General features: G+C 68.7%; 20 protein-coding genes. 14 read left to right on the forward strand and 6 right to left on the reverse strand.

Going from position 1 to position 18799, the window contains the following annotated elements:
• Positions 1-376, forward strand: a 376-nt coding sequence (locus tag GV790_RS03925) for a hypothetical protein (RefSeq protein WP_256673012.1), incomplete at its 5' end; no start/stop codon positions are given.
• Between the two features lie 46 nt (positions 377-422).
• Here the strand turns inward: GV790_RS03925 and GV790_RS03930 are convergent.
• From GV790_RS03930 to GV790_RS03945, 4 genes are all read right to left on the reverse strand, one after another.
• On the reverse strand, positions 423-1190 hold the full coding sequence (locus GV790_RS03930; RefSeq protein WP_309138976.1) for a class I SAM-dependent methyltransferase: 768 nt from the start codon (positions 1188-1190) through the stop codon (positions 423-425).
• A 52-nt stretch (positions 1191-1242) separates the two neighbouring features.
• Positions 1243-2130 carry a membrane protein insertase YidC gene (gene yidC, locus GV790_RS03935; protein ID WP_163810585.1) on the reverse strand — a complete coding sequence of 296 codons (888 nt, stop codon included), beginning with the start codon at positions 2128-2130 and terminating at the stop codon, positions 1243-1245.
• A gap of 95 nt (positions 2131-2225) precedes the next feature.
• Complete coding sequence (locus tag GV790_RS03940) at positions 2226-2519, reverse strand: DUF6412 domain-containing protein (RefSeq protein WP_163810587.1); 294 nt, start codon at positions 2517-2519, stop codon at positions 2226-2228.
• A gap of 72 nt (positions 2520-2591) precedes the next feature.
• Positions 2592-2918 carry a hypothetical protein gene (locus GV790_RS03945; protein ID WP_163810590.1) on the reverse strand — a complete coding sequence of 109 codons (327 nt, stop codon included), beginning with the start codon at positions 2916-2918 and terminating at the stop codon, positions 2592-2594.
• A gap of 330 nt (positions 2919-3248) precedes the next feature.
• Between GV790_RS03945 and GV790_RS03950 the strand changes: the two genes are divergently transcribed.
• Positions 3249-3749, forward strand: a complete 501-nt coding sequence (locus GV790_RS03950) for a CGNR zinc finger domain-containing protein (RefSeq protein ID WP_163810592.1) — start codon at positions 3249-3251, stop codon at positions 3747-3749.
• Positions 3750-3753: 4 nt separating this feature from the next.
• Here GV790_RS03950 and GV790_RS03955 read toward each other — a convergent pair whose 3' ends face one another.
• A complete protein-coding gene (locus GV790_RS03955; RefSeq protein ID WP_163810595.1) occupies positions 3754-4944 on the reverse strand; it encodes a DUF418 domain-containing protein in 1191 nt (396 codons plus the stop codon).
• A gap of 101 nt (positions 4945-5045) precedes the next feature.
• On the opposite strand from GV790_RS03955, the gene dop reads away from it, so the two are divergent.
• The 5 genes from dop (at position 5046) to pafA (ending at position 10231) form a co-directional block, all read left to right on the forward strand.
• Entirely contained in the window at positions 5046-6545 is a 1500-nt protein-coding gene (dop, locus tag GV790_RS03960) for a depupylase/deamidase Dop (RefSeq protein WP_163810597.1), read from the forward strand.
• Positions 6546-6725: 180 nt separating this feature from the next.
• Positions 6726-6920 (forward strand): ubiquitin-like protein Pup, encoded by a 195-nt coding sequence (locus GV790_RS03965; protein WP_014351559.1) that lies wholly within the window; start codon positions 6726-6728, stop codon positions 6918-6920.
• The gene (gene prcB, locus GV790_RS03970; RefSeq protein ID WP_163810599.1) at positions 6917-7771 is read left to right on the forward strand and encodes a proteasome subunit beta; all 855 of its coding nucleotides are present in this window, start codon (positions 6917-6919) and stop codon (positions 7769-7771) included. The genes GV790_RS03965 and prcB overlap by 4 nt, the downstream gene beginning before the upstream one ends.
• A 37-nt stretch (positions 7772-7808) precedes the next feature.
• A complete protein-coding gene (gene prcA, locus GV790_RS03975) occupies positions 7809-8594 on the forward strand; it encodes a proteasome subunit alpha (RefSeq protein ID WP_163810601.1) in 786 nt (261 codons plus the stop codon).
• Between the two features lie 278 nt (positions 8595-8872).
• Complete coding sequence (gene pafA / locus GV790_RS03980) at positions 8873-10231, forward strand: Pup--protein ligase (protein WP_181062422.1); 1359 nt, start codon at positions 8873-8875, stop codon at positions 10229-10231.
• A gap of 18 nt (positions 10232-10249) precedes the next feature.
• On the opposite strand, the gene GV790_RS03985 is transcribed toward pafA, so the two are convergent.
• Entirely contained in the window at positions 10250-10546 is a 297-nt protein-coding gene (locus GV790_RS03985; protein WP_163810603.1) for an MTH1187 family thiamine-binding protein, read from the reverse strand.
• A gap of 107 nt (positions 10547-10653) precedes the next feature.
• Between GV790_RS03985 and GV790_RS03990 the strand changes: the two genes are divergently transcribed.
• The 7 genes from GV790_RS03990 (at position 10654) to GV790_RS04020 (ending at position 18723) form a co-directional block, all read left to right on the forward strand.
• Positions 10654-11649 carry a helix-turn-helix transcriptional regulator gene (locus GV790_RS03990; RefSeq protein ID WP_163810605.1) on the forward strand — a complete coding sequence of 332 codons (996 nt, stop codon included), beginning with the start codon at positions 10654-10656 and terminating at the stop codon, positions 11647-11649.
• 70 nt (positions 11650-11719) lie between these two features.
• Positions 11720-12694, forward strand: coding sequence for a helix-turn-helix transcriptional regulator (locus GV790_RS03995; protein WP_163810607.1), 975 nt, complete (start codon positions 11720-11722; stop codon positions 12692-12694).
• Positions 12691-13719, forward strand: coding sequence for a 2-dehydropantoate 2-reductase (locus GV790_RS04000; RefSeq protein WP_256673014.1), 1029 nt, complete (start codon positions 12691-12693; stop codon positions 13717-13719). Before GV790_RS03995 ends, GV790_RS04000 begins: the two co-directional genes overlap by 4 nt.
• 106 nt (positions 13720-13825) lie before the next feature.
• Entirely contained in the window at positions 13826-14092 is a 267-nt protein-coding gene (gene tatA, locus GV790_RS04005; protein ID WP_163810609.1) for a Sec-independent protein translocase subunit TatA, read from the forward strand.
• 123 nt (positions 14093-14215) lie between these two features.
• Positions 14216-15187 carry a twin-arginine translocase subunit TatC gene (gene tatC / locus GV790_RS04010; RefSeq protein ID WP_163810611.1) on the forward strand — a complete coding sequence of 324 codons (972 nt, stop codon included), beginning with the start codon at positions 14216-14218 and terminating at the stop codon, positions 15185-15187.
• A gap of 3 nt (positions 15188-15190) precedes the next feature.
• The gene (locus GV790_RS04015) at positions 15191-17890 is read left to right on the forward strand and encodes a DEAD/DEAH box helicase (RefSeq protein WP_163810614.1); all 2700 of its coding nucleotides are present in this window, start codon (positions 15191-15193) and stop codon (positions 17888-17890) included.
• 77 nt (positions 17891-17967) lie between these two features.
• Entirely contained in the window at positions 17968-18723 is a 756-nt protein-coding gene (locus tag GV790_RS04020) for a DUF4333 domain-containing protein (protein ID WP_163810616.1), read from the forward strand.
• Positions 18724-18799 lie beyond the last annotated feature (76 nt).

Consider the following 18799-nt stretch of genomic DNA (forward strand, 5'->3'; position numbering starts at 1 on the left):
GTGCGTCGGGGCGGGCGCGTGCGCGCGGGGTGGGGGAGGACGCGGACGGGTCGCGCTCGGCGGGCGAGAGCTGAGGCCGCTGATGCGACGGCGGCCGACGGCGTTGGCGTGGATCGATCCGGACGTAAGTACCGACTTCGACATGGAGGTGGTGCAGATCCGGAGCTTGGCGCGGCGGCTCGGCTACAACCTGATCTGGCCGGACGACGCGGCCTTCCTGCCATTGACCGAGCAGGTGCGCGGCGCCGATGTCGATGCGGTCATCACGCCGGCACCCTGCCATCTGGACCCGTTGACCTTGCACAGCCTGATGATGCTCGGCGATGTCGAAACAGTGTGGCCGCGAATATCTTTCGCTCGATGGTGCACGCTGTGAAGCCTTGGCGCGCGCGAGTCCGCTGATGAGCGGCGAACGCGACCGTTCAATCGAAGTTCGCCACGACGAGCCGGTAGCCCGCATCGAATTCCGGACGGTTCAGCAGATCGCGGTTGCGCTCGGCCCATACTCCGCTGTCCAGATCCGCCCGTAATTGCCGCAGCCCCGGCTCCAGCTCGGTCGCAGGTGTGAGCGCCAGCATCGACATGCCGGCCTGAACCTCCGGCTCGAGGTAGGCGTGCGGCCGCCGCCAGTACGCCGCACCGAACCCATCCGTGCAATCGGCGGGCACCGGTATGGGGTGGATCTCGACCGTGCCGGGCAGCAGGCTCGTCAACCGGTGCAGCGGGACGGCGAGCCGGGCATCGGTGGCCGCCGCGGCGGGCAGGTAATCGCGCAGTAGCCAGAAGGTGCGCATCACCGGGTGATCCCAGGTCAGGATGACGATGCGGCGGCGTGCAATGCGGGCGAGTTCGGCGATTCCCTGCTCGAGGTGGGTCCAGTGGTGCACGGTCAGCACCGCGAGTGCGGCGTCGGCGGCGTTCGCGCGCAGCGGTAGATGTTCGGCGAGTCCACGCAGCGCGGGCGCGGCGCCGGATGGCCGCTGGGCGATCATCACCGAGCTCGGCTCCACGGCAACCACCGTCTGCGGCGGCTCGTAGGCACCGGCGCCCGCACCGACGTTCACCACCGACGACATTCCCGACAGCGCTCGAAGGACCACGGCCTCGATCCTCGAATCCGGTTGTCGAGTATGCGAATAGGTCGCACCCGTCGCGTCGTACAGCATCCGCGCCCCCTCCGTCGAGTTCACCCCATCCTCCCACCCTTTCCTGCATCGCCGGCCGTCGCTGCGAGCCGGACGTTCACCGTTTGCGGCGTTCCGGGCGAGCACCGGGCTTCGGCGCGGTCGCGGTTCGCGCAATGTCGGCGCTCGCCGGTGGCGCCGAATCATGCTGCGCCGCTTCGCGATCGATCCGGCGGTAGACGATGCGCTGCTGAGTAAAGGTCCACGCGTTGTTGGTGACGAAATACAGCAGCACGGCGGTCGGCAGCAGCGCACCACCGATGAGTGCTCCGGCAGGGAACACCCACAGCGAGAGAGTGCGCATGAAGGGCAGGCCCGCGGATTCCTGACGGGCCAGTGCGGTGCGTGCGGTGAAATGGGTGGCGGCGGCCGCGATGACCATGAGAGTGATCGTGACGACCGCGGTCGCGAGGGTCGGGTGGCCGATCAGCGTGGACGACAGGGGGGCGCCGAAGAGATCGGCATCCAGGAACGACCGCACCTCGGCCGCGTCGAAGACGTAGTTGGCGGTGGCGGCGTTCTGTTCGGCGGTCATCGGTGTGGGCGTCGCGGTGAACGGCAGATGGGTGGCGGCGGTGGTGCGGTCGAAGGACCGCAGCACATGGAACAGGCCGAGGAAGACGAACGCCTGGCCGAGCAGTGGCAGACAGCCGGCGAACGGGCTCACACCGTGCTCGCGGTAGAGCCGCTGGGTTTCGGTGGCCTGCCGCTGCCGGTCATCCGGGTATTTCTTCCGGATCGCCTCGAGCTGAGGTTGCAGGCGGCGGATGGCGGCCTGGCTGCGCGCCTGTTTGAGGAACACCGGAAACAATGCCGCGCGCAGCGTCATCACGAGCAGGATGACGGCCGCTATCCAGGCGAGTGAACCGGAACCGGCGACGGCGGCGGCCGCGCTGTGCCACAGCGACAGTGCTGCGGACACGGGATAGTAGATGACATCGAGCATGCCGGAGGCACCCCTGACTGAGTGGTGCGCGCATGAGGCGCGCGGACGGATCGGGTCAGCGTGAAAAGCGACGTCGGTCCGCACGCGAAGCGACGTCAGGCCTGCCCGAATCCGGGAGCTCGGGGCCGTGGACGCCCGGCGGCATCCGGATTGCTCTGGCGCAGATAGGAACCACGCCGCCGCCGTTGCGCCGCCTGCGGCGGACCCGACGAACCGGCATGCACCGGAACCAGACGCATCGCCGGCCCCGACACCAACGCGACCGCCAGCACCACGGCCACCGCGCCGAAAAGCGCAGCCGCTTCGCCCGCAGGAGCGGTGAGCAGCACGAGCGCAGGCAGCAGGGCGGTCAGCACCGCGCCCACCGTCAGCTGCGCCCTCGTGAACATGCCTCGACGATACCGGAGCTGTGAATCACACGAATCAGTCCAAGTCGGCATCGAGCGCGTCCCAGGTGATACTCACGTCGAGTGGGTCGGTGATAGCGACGGCGACAGGGCTGTGTGCGCGGAAGCGGGTGTCGGTGAACACGTATTCGCCCGCGCTGTTGAGACGGAGAATCTCGATGAGGGCACACCCGGACTGCGTTTGCGGGCGGATTCGCGCAGCGCCTGCTTGATGGTGTCGGTCACCGCGATGTGGTTCGGCGAGGGCGATTCGCAGTGCACGGGCATGCCGTCCTTGACCTCGATCGCCTGCGCAAGGTCCTCCGGCATAGCGAGGTAGGTGTCCAGATCGATCTGGGGGATACCGGCGCGCAGCCACGACCAGTCGTACGCCTCAGTCACCGCACCAACAATAGCCGGGTTCGGTCGAACTCGGACCGAGCGCCGAGACGGGCCATCGGTGGCGATAAATCACTGGCTCGGCTGCATGATCGCGCCGACGGGCCGGTTCAGGGTTCGGCGCGGACAGGTGGCTCGGCGGACGCAACCGGGCTGCCCGCGAATCCGCCGCCACCGGGTGCCGCGACGATCGCGCCGTCGACGCAGACGAGCCACTGACCGCACACACATCGCAGATAGCGAACCGCGCCGTGGGTGGAGACGGAATCGGGCGCGGGCCAGGAGCAAGAAGGGCAGGTAGCGAGCATGTGCCAAGCCTGATGTAATGGTCTAGTGCATTTCAACCCTTACGGCGGTGCGGCCGCGCAGCTCGCCGTCCGGCTGGTCAACGCGGCACCGGACGAGGATCTGGTCGGTCTGCTGGCCGCGGCCGACTACAAACCGCTGACGCCGCTCGACCCCCGGCAGACCGCCGAGCTGCGCCGCTGGATCGCCCGGCTCGACGAGGTCTTCACCGCGCCCTCGGTGGGCCTGCTCAACGATCTGCTCGCCGAGACCACCAGCCAGCCCTACATCTCCACCCACGACGGCCGCGCCCCGCACCTGCACTACTCGCGCATCGACGCCCCCGTGCACGAGCGGGTCAAGGCTTATACGGCGGCGGGGCTGGCGGAACTGTTCTGCGAAGACCCCGGCCGGATCGGCCGCTGCGCCCGCCCCGGCTGCGGCACTGTCTACGTCGACACCTCGCGCAACGGCCGGCGCCGGTTCTGCTCGACGCGATGCTCGAACCGCGTCCACGTCGCCGACCATCGCAATCGCCGCTCGGCCTGAGGTACTACTCGCTCGCCAGCCGCCGGTACGTCGCGTTCCACAACCATTCGACCGGGCCACGGTCGAAGCGCCGCAGCCACAGGTGCGCGAAGCCGACGACGATGAGCGCGACCACCAGGTACACCGCCACCGTGAACGGCACCCTTGCCTCCGGGGAGACTCGGGCCGCCAACCCGAAACCCCAGCCGTAGCAGATGATCGAAGCGACCAGATTCTGCAGGATGTAGCAGCTCAGCGCGGTACGGCCGACCTCGGACAGGCGCGCGCCGACGAATCCGGTCCGTGGCCGATTCAGGTAGAAATGCGCGACCAGCGCGAGGATGCCGAGCGACACGAACGGCGCGATCCCGTAGCGGGTGATCAGCACGGCGTCACCGCCGACTAACACCCCGAGCACCAGATCAGCGGGCGCGGCTACGCCGAACCCGAAGATCATCAGCCGTTTCCGCAACCGCGCGCCCTCCGGAGCGAACACCCCCGCCCGATACAGCCGTGCGCCGAGCAGGAACAGCGCGATCGACATCGGGAAGATGAAGATCGTCTCCAATCGGAAGCCGAGCGCGTTCTCCATCCGGAACAGCACCAGATCCCAGAACGACCCGTCGGCATAGGGGTTCGGATCCAGCGGCTCGGGGTCGGAGGCGGAGACCGAGCCGCCGCCGTCCGCGGTCATCGCGACGGCCAGCAACGTCAGCATGGTCAGGTGAATGCTCGCCTGCACGATCAGCCAGCGCCGCTGCGCCCGCTCGGAGGTGGCCAGCAGATAGGCGACGACCAGGCCGGTGAGCGCGTATCCCATCAGCACATCGAATTCGGCGATGAGCAGGAAGTTCAGCAGCCCGTCCAGCAGCAGCAGGCCCGCCCGGATCGGATATCTGCCCGGCCAGCGCCTGCCCGCCCGCTGCGCGGAGGCCTGCTGAATGGCCAGGCCGATCCCGAACATGATCGTCAGCAGCCCGAGGTATTTGCCCTGCGCGAACTGCTGCAGGGCTCGTTCGGCCCAGCCCCATCCGTCCTCGACCGGAGCACCGAGGTGGTTGATGTAGCCGATGATCCCTTCGGGATCGGTGAGGATCCAGATATTGGTGCCGAGCGTGCCGAGGATCGCGATCCCGCGCAGCACGTCGAGGGCGACCAGCCGCGCCGGGCGGGCGGCCGGCGTCGCGGAGGTGGTCGTGGTGAGCGATTCGGTCATGGTCCGACTATCGCGCGCACGGGTGCGCTCGCGGGTCCTCCGGAAGTACCACGACCGGTATGACATCCGCGTCGCCGGTCGCGTCGCCTACGCTCGTGCACATGCAGCGCATCATCGGAATCGAGGTCGAATACGGCATCTCGACCCCCACGGAGCCGACGGCCAACCCGATCCTCACCTCCACCCAGGCGGTGCTGGCCTACGCCGCCGCCGAAGGCGTGCCGCGGGCCAAACGCACCCGGTGGGACTACGAGGTGGAGTCCCCGCTGCGCGACGCGCGTGGATTCGACCTGAGCCGGATGAACGGCCCCGCCCCGGTGATCGACGCCGACGAGGTCGGTGCGGCGAACATGATCCTCACCAACGGCGCGCGCCTCTACGTCGACCACGCCCACCCGGAATACTCCGCACCGGAGGTCACCGACCCGCTGGACGCGGTGATCTGGGACAAGGCCGGCGAGCGCGTCATGGAGGCCGCCGCGCGGCATGCCTCCAGCGTGCCCGGCGCACCGCGACTGCAGCTGTACAAGAACAACGTCGACGGTAAGGGCGCCTCCTACGGCACTCACGAGAACTACCTGATGAACCGGGACACCCCGTTCAACTCGATCATCGTCGGGCTCACCCCGTTCTTCGTCTCCCGGCAGGTGATCTGCGGTTCCGGCCGCGTCGGCATCGGCCAGTCCGGTGATCACGCCGGATTCCAGCTGTCCCAGCGCTCGGACTACATCGAGGTCGAGGTCGGGCTGGAGACCACGCTCAAGCGCGGCATCATCAACACCCGCGACGAACCGCACGCCGACGCCGACAAATACCGCAGGCTGCACGTCATCATCGGCGACGCCAACCTCGCCGAGATGTCGACCTACCTCAAGGTCGGCACCACCGCGCTGGTGCTGGACCTGATCGAATCCGGCGAAGATCTCTCCGACATGCAATTGGCGCGCCCGGTCACCGCCGTGCACACCATCAGCCACGACCCCACCCTGCGCGCCACCGTCGCCCTCGCCGACGGCCGCGAACTCACCGGCCTGGCGTTGCAGCGGCTCTACCACGAGCGGGTGGCCAAGTTCGTGCACCGCGAAGGCAACGACGACCCGCGCGTGGCCGACATCCTCGACAACTGGGCGATGGTGCTCGATCTGCTCGAACGCGATCCGATGGAATGCGCCAACCTGCTCGACTGGCCGGCCAAACTGCGCCTGCTCGAAGGCATGCGCAGCCGTGAGGGCCTGAACTGGGGTGCGCCGAAACTGCATCTGATGGACCTGCAGTACTCCGATGTCCGGCTGGACAAGGGCCTGTACAACCGGCTGGTGGCGCGTGGGTCGATGAAGCGTCTGGTCAGCGAACAGCAGGTGCTCGACGCGATGACCAACCCGCCCACCGACACCCGCGCCTACTTCCGCGGTGAGTGCCTGCGCCGCTTCGGCGCCGATATCGCGGCCGCGAGCTGGGATTCGGTGATCTTCGACCTCGGCGGCGACTCGCTGGTGCGCATCCCGACACTGGAACCGCGCCGCGGCACCAAAGCCCACGTCGGCAAGCTGCTCGACGGCGTCGATACCGCCGCCGAACTGGTCGAACAGCTCACCACATAGGGCTGTGACCGGCCCACCGCACCCCATCGGCGGGCCGGTGACGGGTCACGACACTCACCGAATCCGCCATCGTGTCGGTGCGGCTGGGTAGTGTTGAAGAACGAGCACGCACATTGCGCACGACCGGGCCGGTGCTCACCCAGGGTCCGGGCGTGGTGAAACAACAGGAGGTCGGCTGCCATGGCACAAGAGCAGACCAAACGCGCCGGGGGCGGCGACGAGGACGAGGGCCCGGAGGGCGTCGACGCCGCCGGTCAGGAGCGGCGCGAGAAGCTGGCGGAGGACACCGACGACCTGCTCGACGAGATCGATGATGTGCTCGAGGAGAACGCCGAGGACTTCGTCCGCGCCTACGTGCAGAAAGGCGGCCAGTGACCTCAGGCGACCCGCTGCGTCTCCACCCGGGGCACGCCCTCTCGTCCTTCTCCGAACATCTGCGCATGCACGCACCCGATCTGTTGCCCGGCAACGGGTTCGGTGCCGTGACCACCGCCGCCGGTAGCTCCGGCGGCGGTGCACGCGATATCGCCCCGCACGGCACCACGATCGTCGCGGTCAGCTACCGCGGCGGCGTGCTCATCGCGGGCGATCGGCGCGCCACCCAGGGCAACCTGCTGGCCAGCCGCGATATGGAGAAGGTCTACATCACCGACACCTACTCGGCGGCCGGTATCGCGGGTACCGCGGGCATGGCCGTGGAGATGGTGCGGCTGTTCGCGGTGGAACTCGAGCATTACGAAAAGATCGAAGGTGTGCCGCTGACCTTCGACGGCAAGGCCAACAAGCTGTCGAAAATGGTGCGCGACAACCTGCCCGCGGCCCTGCAGGGCCTGGCGGTGGTGCCGGTGCTGGTCGGCTACGACCTGGAGGCCACCGATCCCGACAAGGTCGGCCGGATCATCTCCTACGACGTCGTCGGCGGGCAGAGCGAGGAGCGATTCGGTTACGCCGCAGTCGGTTCCGGCTCTCATTTCGCCAAGTCGTCGCTGAAGAAGCTGTACGCCAAGGGCATCGATGAGGACCGGGCGTTGCGCATCGCGGTGGAATCACTGTTCGATGCCGCCGACGACGACACCGCCACCGGCGGGCCCGATCTGCTGCGCGGCATCTATCCGACCGCGATCGTCATCAACGATGACGGCGCGCTCGAGGTGACCGACAGCAGGCTCGCCGAGATCGCCCGCGGCATCGTCGCCGACCGAGAGGCAGCGCAGGAGGCCCGATGAGCGACCTCCCGCACGACACAGCAAGGAGTGCCAGCGAATGACGCTGCCGTACTACGCGTCGGCCGAGCAGATCATGCGCGACAAGACCGAGCTCGCGCGCAAGGGCATCGCCCGTGGTCGCAGTGTCGTCGTGCTCGTCTACGACAAGGGCGTGGTGTTCGTCGCCGAGAATCCCTCGGCGACGCTGCACAAGGTGAGCGAGCTCTACGACCGGATCGGCTTCGCCGCGGTCGGCAAGTACAACGAGTTCGAGAACCTGCGTCGCGGCGGGATCCTGCAGGCCGATCTGCGCGGCTACCAATACGGTCGCCGCGACGTCACCGGCCGGGCCCTGGCCAACGCCTACGCCCAGGCCCTCGGGTCCATCTTCACCGACCAGCTCAAGCCCTACGAGGTGGAGATCTGCGTCGCCGAGGTGGCCTACCAGGAGCAGGACAGCAACGCGGTGCTGTACCGGATCACCTTCGACGGCTCGATCGTGGACGAGCGCGAATACGTTGTCATGGGCGGCACCACCGAGCCCATCGTCACCGCGTTGAAGGCCTCCTATGAGCCGGGGCTCGACTTGGCCAGCGCGATCGGCGTCGCGGTCAAGGCGTTGCAGGCAGGCACACCCGAGGGCGACAAGGACAAGCGCGTCCTCGGCGTCTCATCCCTCGAGGTCGCCACGCTCGAGCAGGCACGACCTCGCCGGGCCTTCCGGCGGATCGGGCCCGCGGTGTTGGAGCGGCTGCTCGATACCTCGGCCGCCGGTGCGGGCACCGAAGCCGAGGCCGAGGCCCAGGCGGAGGCCGCGGGCGAGGGCGACAGCGGAGAGAAGTAACAGCAGCTGATCCGGGTCGTATGCGGCGCACACGCGGTCGTATACGACCCGGAGCCGGCTCAGGGCCGGGTCTGGCGCACGCCGGACGAACACCTCGGCCGCGGAGATCTGGGCGCGGGTCGGGGTGCTGTGTGGCTGCCGCGCGGCCACATACCAAAAATCTGGCGTCCACGAGCCCTGATGGACGAACGATTACCGTCCGAATCGTTGCCAACCCGTATACATATGGGTTCTCCGATCCCCGCGCGGGTGCTGTTCCTAGCTGTAATGTCGATAGTGTGCAGCGACGAATCATGGGGATCGAGACCGAATTCGGTGTGACGTGCACCTTCCACGGACACCGCAGGCTCAGCCCCGACGAGGTGGCCCGGTATCTGTTCCGCCGGGTGGTGTCCTGGGGTCGCAGTTCCAACGTATTCCTCCGCAACGGCGCCCGGTTGTACCTCGACGTCGGCTCGCATCCGGAATACGCCACCGCCGAATGCGACAACCTGGCCCAGCTGGTCACCCACGACCGGGCCGGTGAGCGGGTGCTGGAGGAACTGCTCATCGACGCAGAACAGCGACTCGCCGAAGAAGGTATCGGCGGGGATATCTACCTGTTCAAGAACAACACCGACTCGGCGGGCAACTCCTACGGCTGCCATGAGAACTTCCTCGTGGTCCGCGCCGGCGAGTTCTCCCGGATCTCGGATGTGCTGCTGCCGTTCCTGGTCACCAGGCAGCTGATCTGCGGTGCGGGCAAGGTGTTGCAGACGCCGAAGGCGGCCACCTTCTGCCTGTCGCAGCGCGCCGAGCACATCTGGGAGGGCGTCTCCTCGGCGACCACGCGCTCGCGCCCGATCATCAACACCCGCGACGAACCGCACGCCGACGCCGAGAAGTACCGCAGGCTGCACGTGATCGTGGGCGATTCGAACATGTCCGAGACCACCACCATGCTCAAGGTCGGCACGGCCTCGCTGGTGCTGGAGATGATCGAGGCGGGCGTGTCGTTCCGCGATTTCGCGCTCGACAACCCGATCCGCGCCATCCGCGAGGTCAGTCACGACCTCACCGGCCGCCGTCCGGTGCGACTGGCCGGCGGCCGCCAGGCCAGCGCGCTCGAGATCCAGCGCGAGTACTACGCCCGCGCCGTCGAGCATCTGCGCAACCGCGACCGGGATCCGCAGGTGGATCAGGTGGTGGATCTGTGGGGCCGCACGCTCGACGCGGTGGAGGCGCAGGACTTCGCGAAGGTCGACACCGAGATCGACTGGGTGATCAAGCGCAAGCTGTTCCAGCGCTACCAGGATCGCTACAACATGGAGCTGTCCGACCCCAAGATCGCCCAGCTCGACCTGGCCTACCACGACATCAAACGCGGCCGCGGCGTGTTCGACCTGCTGCAACGCAAGGGGCTGGCCAAGCGCGTCACCGAGGACGAGGCGGTCGACGCGGCCGTGGAAACCCCGCCGCAAACCACCAGGGCCAAGCTGCGCGGCGATTTCATCACCGCCGCCCAGGAGGCCGGACGCGATTTCACCGTCGACTGGGTGCACCTGAAGCTCAACGATCAGGCTCAGCGCACGGTGCTGTGCAAGGATCCGTTCCGCTCGGTCGACGAACGCGTCGACCGGCTGATCGCGTCGATGTAGCGGGCTCGCCGGCGGCGCTCAGTCGCCGGCGAGATGCCGTTCGATCGTCTCGACCTTCGAGGTCATCGCATCGGTGACGCCCGGCCGGATATCGGCCTTCACCACCAGGCTGCACCGCGGCGCGACCGCGAGAATGACGTCGGTGGCCTGCTTGACCACCGCCATCACCTCATCCCATTCGCCCTCGATGGTGGTGAACATGGCGTCGGTGCGGTTGGGCAGCCCGGACGCGCGCACCACGCGCACCGCCTCGGCGACCGCCCGGCCCACATCCACGCCATCGCCCAGCGGGGTGACTGAGAACGCAACGATCATGGCCGGCTCCTCGGGGATGGGATGGTCCGATGCCATCATCACACTGCCGCACCGGTTACCCGTGCGCCGCCGCAACACCACACCTCGCGGCGCATTACCCTGTTCGAGTGGCGATATCCAAGGTCGAGCGGTTGATGAATCTGGTCATCGCCCTGCTGTCGACCCGGCAGTTCCTCACCGCCGAGCGGATCCGCGACAGCGTCGCCGGATACGAGGATTCGGTCAGCGACGAAGCGTTCAGCCGAATGTTCGAACGCGATAAGAACGAACTCCGCGATCTGGGCATCCCGCTGGAAGTGGGCCCGGTCAGCCGGTTCTCCTCGGTGGAGGGCTACCGGATCAACCGCGATGCCTATGAACTGCCCGATATCGACCTGACCAGCGCCGAAGCCGCGGCCGTCGCCGTCGCCGTGCAGATGTGGGAATCGCCCGAGCTCGCCGCCGCCGCCGAGGGCGCCCTGCTCAAACTGCGGGCCGCGGGCATCCACGTGGAGACCGAGGCGGGTCTGGCCTCGGTGCCCGCGGTGCCGGCGCGCACCCGCGGATCCGAGCCCGTGCTCGGCAAACTCCTGGCTGCCATCGACGCGGGCCAGGCCGTGCGGTTCGAGCATCGTGGCGCCGTCAACGCGCCCTACCTGATGCGCGATGTGGAGCCGTGGGGTGTGGTGACCCACCACGGCCGTTGGTATCTGGTCGGCCACGACCGGGAACGCAATGCCACTCGCACCTTCCGGCTGTCGCGCATCGGCGACGAGGTCACCGCCTACGGCCCGCGCAACGCGGTCCGCAAACCCGACGAGGTCGACCTGCGCGAGATCGTCACCCGGGTGACCGGCACGGCCCCGGTCAGCGGCACCGCGACGGTGTGGGTGGCCGAAGGGCGCGGACGCGAGCTGCGCAGGCTCGGCGTCGAAGGGGGCACCCGGACCATCGGCGGCCGCAGCGGCACCGTCATCGAGGTGCCGGTGCGCTCGCGGGACTGGATCGCGCGCCTGATCACCGGGCTCGGCCCGGACGCCGTCGTCCTGGCACCCCGCGACCTGCGCGACGATGTGGTGGCCCGGCTGCGATCGGTCTTCGACCACACGGAGGTGCGGGCATGAGCGGCCAGCGCCCGACGGCGGCAGCGTGCGTCACCACGCAGGGCGCCCGAGCGCGCCGGAAGGAGGCAGCATGAGCAGCCGGTTGTCGGTGCGGCTGTCGCGGCTGCTGAACATGGTGCCGTATCTGATGGCCCATCCGGGGATCAGCGCCGCCGAGGCCGCCGCTGATCTGGGAGTCACCACCAAACAGCTGATGAGCGACTTGAACCAGCTGTGGATGTGCGGGCTGCCCGGTTACGGCCCGGGTGATCTGATCGATCTGTCGTTCTCCGAGGAGAGCATCGACGTCACCTTCTCCGCAGGGATCGACCGCCCGCTGCGGCTGACCTCGACCGAGGCCACCGCGCTGCTGGTGGCGCTGCGGTCGATCGTCGACACGCCCGGCATGGTGGACCCGAGTGCCGCCCATTCGGCGATCGCCAAGATCGAGGCCGCCATCTCCGGCGCCGTCCCCGAGACGGCGGGCGGGCCGCAGCCGGTGGAGGCGCCGGCCGTGGCGACCGTGCGTGCGGCGCTGGCCGCCAGGCACGCGCTGCGGCTGGTGTACTACTCGGCCAGCCGCGATGTGGTCTCCGAACGCATCGTCGACCCGGTGCGGATCGTGCTGGTCGACAACAACAGCTACCTGCAGGCCTGGTGTCGTCAGGCCGAAGGGGTGCGACTGTTCCGATTCGACCGGATCGAGGCCGCCACCGAACTCGACGAACCGGCCCGCCCGCCCAGTGCCGCCGCCGACACCGACGCGGCCCTCGACCTGTTCCAGGACGATCCGGCGCTACCGCTGGCGCGCCTGCGGATCCGCGGCGACTACGGCTGGGTGCTCGACCAGTACCCGATCCAGCGGCTGGCCGTACACGGCGACGGCAGCATCGAGGCGACCATGCGGTTCGCGACGCTGGACTGGATGGCGCGGCTGCTGCTCGGCTTCGGTTCCGGCGTCACCGTGCTCGGCCCCCCGGAACTGGTCGCCGCCGTCCGGGAACGATCGAACGCGGCCCTGGCCGCCTACGACGAGGTGGCCGAGGAACAGGCGGGTCCGGCTTGACGAATCGGGTCATGGTGCTCGGCGCAGGCAGTATCGGAACCTTCGTCGGCGGGAAGCTGGCAGCGGCAGGCGCCGAGGTGACCTTCGTCGGACGACGCCCGATCCTGGACCAGATCACCCGAGCCGGCCTGCGGCTGACCGATCTCGACGGCGGCTCGGACACGGTGCCCGCCGACCGCTTCACCGTCGCGACCGAACCCGAGGCCGCCGAATCCGCCGACCTGGTGCTCGTCACCGTGAAATCCGGCGCCACCGCGAGTGCGGCGCACAGCCTCTCGGGCAGGCTGCGGCCGGGCACGGTGGTGCTGAGTTTGCAGAACGGCATCGGCAACGACGGCACCATTCGCACGGCGCTGCCGGGCAGCGTGGTGCTCGCGGGCATGGTGATGTTCAACGTGGTCCAGCACGGTGACGGCCATTTTCATCGCGGTACCGACGGCGGCGTCGCCGTGCAGGACGATCCGGCGCTGAACCGCTTCGCCGACGATTTCCGCCGTACGGGCCTGCCGCTGGACCGGCACCCCGACCTACTACCCGTGCAGTGGGCCAAACTGCTGCTCAACTTGAACAACCCGGTCAACGCCCTGTCCGGCCTGCCGCTACGCGAGGAATTGGCGCAGCGCGACTACCGCCGCTGCCTCGCCCTGGCCCAGCGCGAGGCGCTCGCGGTGATGAACAGTGCGCGAATTCGACCGGCCCGGCTGACCGCGCTCCCGCCCGCCCTGATGGCCCGGCTGCTGACGGTGCCGGATCCGGTCTTCGAGCGGGTTGCCGGGCGGGTGCTGGCCGTCGATCCGATGGCGCGCTCGTCCATGGCCGACGATCTGGCCGCCGGGCGCCGCACCGAAATCTCCTGGTTGTGCGGTGAAATCGTGAGCCTGGGCGCGCTGGTCGGCCGGCCGACGCCGGTGAATCAGCGGCTCATCGAACTCGTGCTGGCCGCCGAGCAGGGTGACCAGCGTCGCTGGAGCGGACCGGAGCTGCTCGGCCAATTGGGCGAAGCGGCCGCTCAGCCGGTCGAATGAGGGGCACGGCCGCGGGTTGAACGCCCGGCCAACTCCGACCCACGGGCGGGTTCGGCCACGCCGGGGTCCGGTAGCATCGGTGTATCACAGTCTTTGGAGGTAGAACATGGGCAGTCTGAGCATCTGGCACTGGCTGATCATCGCGGTCGTCTTCGTGATGTTCTTCGGCGCGAAGCGGATGCCCGACGCGGCCCGCAGCCTCGGACGATCGCTGCGGATCTTCAAGAGCGAGGTCAGCCAGATGCAGAACGAGGGCGGCAACACCAGCGCCTCGTCCACTGCGCCCGCGGCTCCCGCGCAGCAGCTCCCGTCCGGCCAGGCCGCGAACCCGGCGCCCGCCGACCAGCCGCGCACCGAGTCGAAAACGCTCTGACCCACGCGTCGGCCGGAGCGAGTTCGAGCTCGCTCCGGCTAGTGTGCTGTTGGCGTCCGGCCATCGCTCGGCGTCGGCGGTGAGCGGTCCAGGCACGCGAGCACAAGGGCAACCACACACACCATGCGAATTCCGTTCGACCCCCGGCGCAGCAGGCGCAGGACCAATCCCGACGGCACCATGTCGTTGGTCGAACACCTCCAGGAACTGCGTACCCGGCTGCTGATCTCCATTGCCGCGGTCCTGGTCACCACCGTCGTCGGGTTCCTCTGGTACGCGCATTCGTTCCTCGGCATCGAGAGCCTCGGCGAGATCCTGCGCGGGCCGTACTGTGGGCTGCCACCCGAGACCCGGGCCTCACTGACCCCGGACGGCGAATGCCGCCTGCTGGCCACCGGACCGTTCGAACAGTTCATGCTTCGCCTGAAGGTGGGCATGACCGCGGGCATCGTGCTGGCCTGCCCGATCTGGCTGTACCAGCTGTGGGCGTTCATCACCCCCGGTCTCTACGCCAAGGAACGCAAGTACGCGATCGGTTTCGTCGCCTCCGGTTCGGTGCTGTTCGTCACCGGCGCGGTGCTGGCCTACGTGGTGATCGCGCACGCCTTGAGCTTCCTGCTCTCCATCGGCGACAACGTGCAGATCACCGCGCTGAGCGGTTCGGAATACTTCAGCTTCATCATTCAGCTGCTGGTCATCTTCGGCGTCAGCTTCGAGACACCGCTGCTGATCATCGGACTCAACCTGATCGGCGTGCTCACCTACGCCCGGCTCAAGGCCTGGCGGCGCGGCATCATCTTCGGGCTGTTCGTCTTCGCCGCCATCGTCACCCCGCAGGACCCGTTCTCCATGCTGGCGCTGGCGTTGGCGCTGACGCTGCTGTTCGAGGTCGCCGTGCAGTTCGCCCGCATCAACGACGCGCGGCGCGCCCGCCGCGAGCGCGCCGAAGGCTGGGGCGACCTCGACGACGAGCAGGCCTCGACCGTGACCGGGCCCGAACCGGTCGGCTCCGCCGATCCCATCACCCCGGCCGAGCCGGTGGCCGCCCCCGAGAAAACCAGCCGTCCCGTGTCGGACTACTCCGATACGCTCTGACGGGTGACACAGAACCGGTCGCTGACGGGCGAGTTGGAGAGCTTCGCCGCCGATCTGACCTTCCGGCTTGACCCCTTCCAGCAGCAGGCCTGCCGCGCCCTCGAAGAGGGACACAGCGTGCTGGTATGCGCCCCCACCGGCGCGGGCAAGACCGTCGTCGGTGAATTCGCGGTGCACCTGGCGCTGGCCACCGGCGGCAAATGCTTCTACACCACGCCCATCAAGGCGCTGTCGAACCAGAAGTACGCCGATCTCACCGCCCGCTACGGCCGGGCCGAGGTCGGCCTGCTCACCGGCGACCAGTCGATCAACTCCGGCGCCCCGATCGTGGTCATGACCACCGAAGTGCTGCGCAACATGCTCTACGCGTCCTCGGACGCGCTGCACGCGCTGTCGTATGTGGTGATGGACGAGGTGCACTATCTGGCCGACCGCTTCCGCGGCGCGGTGTGGGAAGAGGTCATCCTGCATCTGTCGCCGGAAGTGCGGCTGGTCAGCCTCTCGGCCACGGTGTCGAACGCCGAAGAGTTCGGCGCCTGGATGGAGACCGTGCGCGGCGATACCGCCGTGGTGGTGGACGAGACGCGCCCGGTGCCGCTGTGGCAGCACGTCATGGTCGGCCGGCGCATGTTCGATCTGTTCGACAGCAACTCCTCCGAGCAGAAGGTGCTCGTCGACGAGGATCTGGTTCGCTACATCAGGCATCGGGAAAGCGCGGACCGGATGAACTCCTGGGGCGGCCCGCGCGGTCGCGGCGGCGGCCGCCGCGACTTCCGTCCGCTGCCGCGCCCCGAGGTGCTGGCCAAGCTGGACGAGGAAGGTCTGCTGCCCGCTATCACGTTCATCTTCAGCCGCGCCGGATGCGACGGCGCGCTGGCCCAGTGCCTGCGTTCGGGGCTGGACCTGGGGCGCGGGCAGGACCAGGAGCAGGTCGACGCCATCATCGAGAAGCACACCGGCGAGCTGCCGAAGGCCGATCTCGAGGTGCTCGGTTACTGGGAGTGGCGCGAGGCGCTGCACCGCGGGCTGGCCGCGCACCACGCAGGCATGCTCCCGGCCTTCCGGCACACCGTGGAAGAGCTGTTCGTCAACGGTCTGGTGCGCGCGGTGTTCGCCACCGAGACCCTCGCGCTCGGCATCAACATGCCCGCCCGCACCGTGGTGCTGGAGCGGTTGGTCAAGTTCAACGGCGAATCGCACGCCGAACTCACCCCCGGCGAATACACCCAGCTCACCGGCCGTGCCGGGCGCCGCGGCATCGACGTCGAGGGCCATGCGGTGGTGCTGTGGCAGCCAGAGGTGGATACCAGTGCGGTGGCCGGCTTGGCCTCCACCCGCACCTATCCGCTGCGTAGCTCGTTCCGTCCCGGCTACAACATGTCGATCAACTTGATCGACCGGATGGGCGCCGCCGAGGCGCGGGCCCTGCTGGAACGTTCGTTCGCGCAGTTCCAGGCCGACCGCTCGGTGGTCGGGCTGGTGCGCGGTATCGAACGCAATGAGAACCAGCTGCGCAAGCTCGCCGGGCAACTGGGCGGGGTCGAGGGCGATTTCTTCGAGTACTTCTCGCTGCGCGAGCGGATCAAGCAGCGCGAACGTCAGCTGGAACAGCAGGGCAGGGCCGATCGGCGCGGTGCCTCGGTCGCGGCGCTCACCTCGCTGCGGCGCGGTGACGTCGTCGCGATTCCTTCCGGGCGTCGCGCCGGGCTCGCGGTGATCCTGGAACCCGATGCCACGCCCGGCGATCCGCGCCCGCTCGTGCTCACCGAGGACAAGTGGGCGGGCCGGATCTCGGTCGCCGACTTCCCGGTGCCCGCCCAGGCACTCGGGCATATGCGCCTGCCGCGCCGGGTCGATCACCGCACTGCCCGCACCCGCCGCGATCTGGCCTCGGCCCTGCGCAGCACCGGCATCGCCGCGCCCGGGCGCCAGCGGCGCAGCCAGCGTGCTCGCGCCGCCGAAGATCGTGAACTGGCCACCTTGCGGCGCAGCCTGCGGGCCCACCCCGCGCACCACCGGCCGGACCGCGAGCAGCTCAGCCGCATCGGCGAACGGTATGCCCGGCTGTCGCGGGAAACCGACACCATGCGCCAGAAGGTTGCCGCCACCACCAACTCGCTGGCCCGCACTTTCGATCGGATCCTCGGTCTGCTGGAAGAACGCGGGTTCGTGCAGGAGGGTGAGGTCACCCAGGATGGCCGCAGGCTCGCCCGGATCTACGCCGAAAGCGATCTGCTGGTCGCCGAATGCCTGCGGCAGGGGCTGTGGCGTGGACTCGGGCCGGCCGAACTGGCGGCGGTGGTATCGATCCTGGTCTACGAATCACGTCAGGAAGGCGGCTATCTCGGCGCGTCGGGGCCCACCGAACCGGTGCGCCGGGCGGTCGGAGCCACCGTGGGCGTGTGGTCGCAGCTGCGCACCGACGAGGCCAGGCACAAGCTCGCGCCCACCAGGGAACCCGATCTCGGATTCGTCACCGGTATCCACACCTGGGCGCGCGGCGACGGGTTGGCCGAGTCGTTGCTCGCCAGCGGCGATCAGGGTGCGCCGCTGTCGGCAGGCGATTTCGTGCGCTGGTGCCGTCAGGTGATCGACCTGCTCGACCAGATCCACAACACCGCCGACGACGTGGAGGTGGCGGCCACCGCGGCCAAGGCGGTGCGGGCGATTCGGCGGGGTGTCGTCGCGGTGGACGCCGCGTGAGAAAAGCGTTTGTGATTTGATTTCTTTCGCACGCGGGGGGCTACCGTGTGTGTACCGATGCGAGTGGAGGCAACCAGATGAGCGGCCCGTACGGACCGAACGACGCCCCTGGTCCCGGGGAGGGACGCAACGATCCCACCCAGCACTGGGGTGGACAGCAGGCGCCCGGCGGGGCCGGGCCGACCCAGCAGTGGGGCGGCCAGCAGCCGTCCGCGGCCCAGCCCACCCAGCAGTGGGGCGGTGCTGAGCAGGGCTCGCAGCAGCAGTGGGGCCAGCAGCCCGGCCAGCCACAACAACCCGGCCAGCCGCAGTGGGGCCAGCCCCAGCAGCCGAGCCAGCCGCAGAGCCAGCCCTGGGCGCAGCCGCAGCAGCCCCAGCCGCAGTGGGGCCAGCCGCAACAGCAGCCGCAGCAGCAATGGGGTCAACCCCAGCAGCCGCAACAGGATTGGGGCCAGCAGGGCCAGCAGCAGTGGAACCCGAACCAGCCGCAGCAGCCCCTGCAGCAGAGCGGTGGCGGCGGCGGTAAGAGCAAGGGCCTGATCATCGGTCTGGCCGTGCTCGGTGTCGCGATCGTCGGTGGCATCGTCGCGCTCATCCTGCTGCTCACCGCCAAGGACGAACTCGACCAGGCGGCCGTGCAGTCCGGTGTGCAGAAGGTGCTCTCGGAGTCCTACGGCATCGAAGACGTCAGCGATGTGTCCTGCCCCGCAGGCCAAGAAGTCAAGGTCGACGCGACCTTCACCTGCGACCTGAAGGTCAGCGGTGAGGCCAAGAAGGTCAGCGTCAAGATCACCAAGGATGACGGCACCTACGAGGTCGGCCGCCCGAGCTGATCCTCGATCGGGCGGTCCGCCACCCGCGGCACCGGTCCGCCACCCGCGGCACGGCCCGGCCCGGGTCGGAGCGCCG

The organism is Nocardia cyriacigeorgica (assembly GCF_010858045.1).
Classification (GTDB): Bacteria; Actinomycetota; Actinomycetes; order Mycobacteriales; family Mycobacteriaceae; genus Nocardia; species Nocardia cyriacigeorgica_E.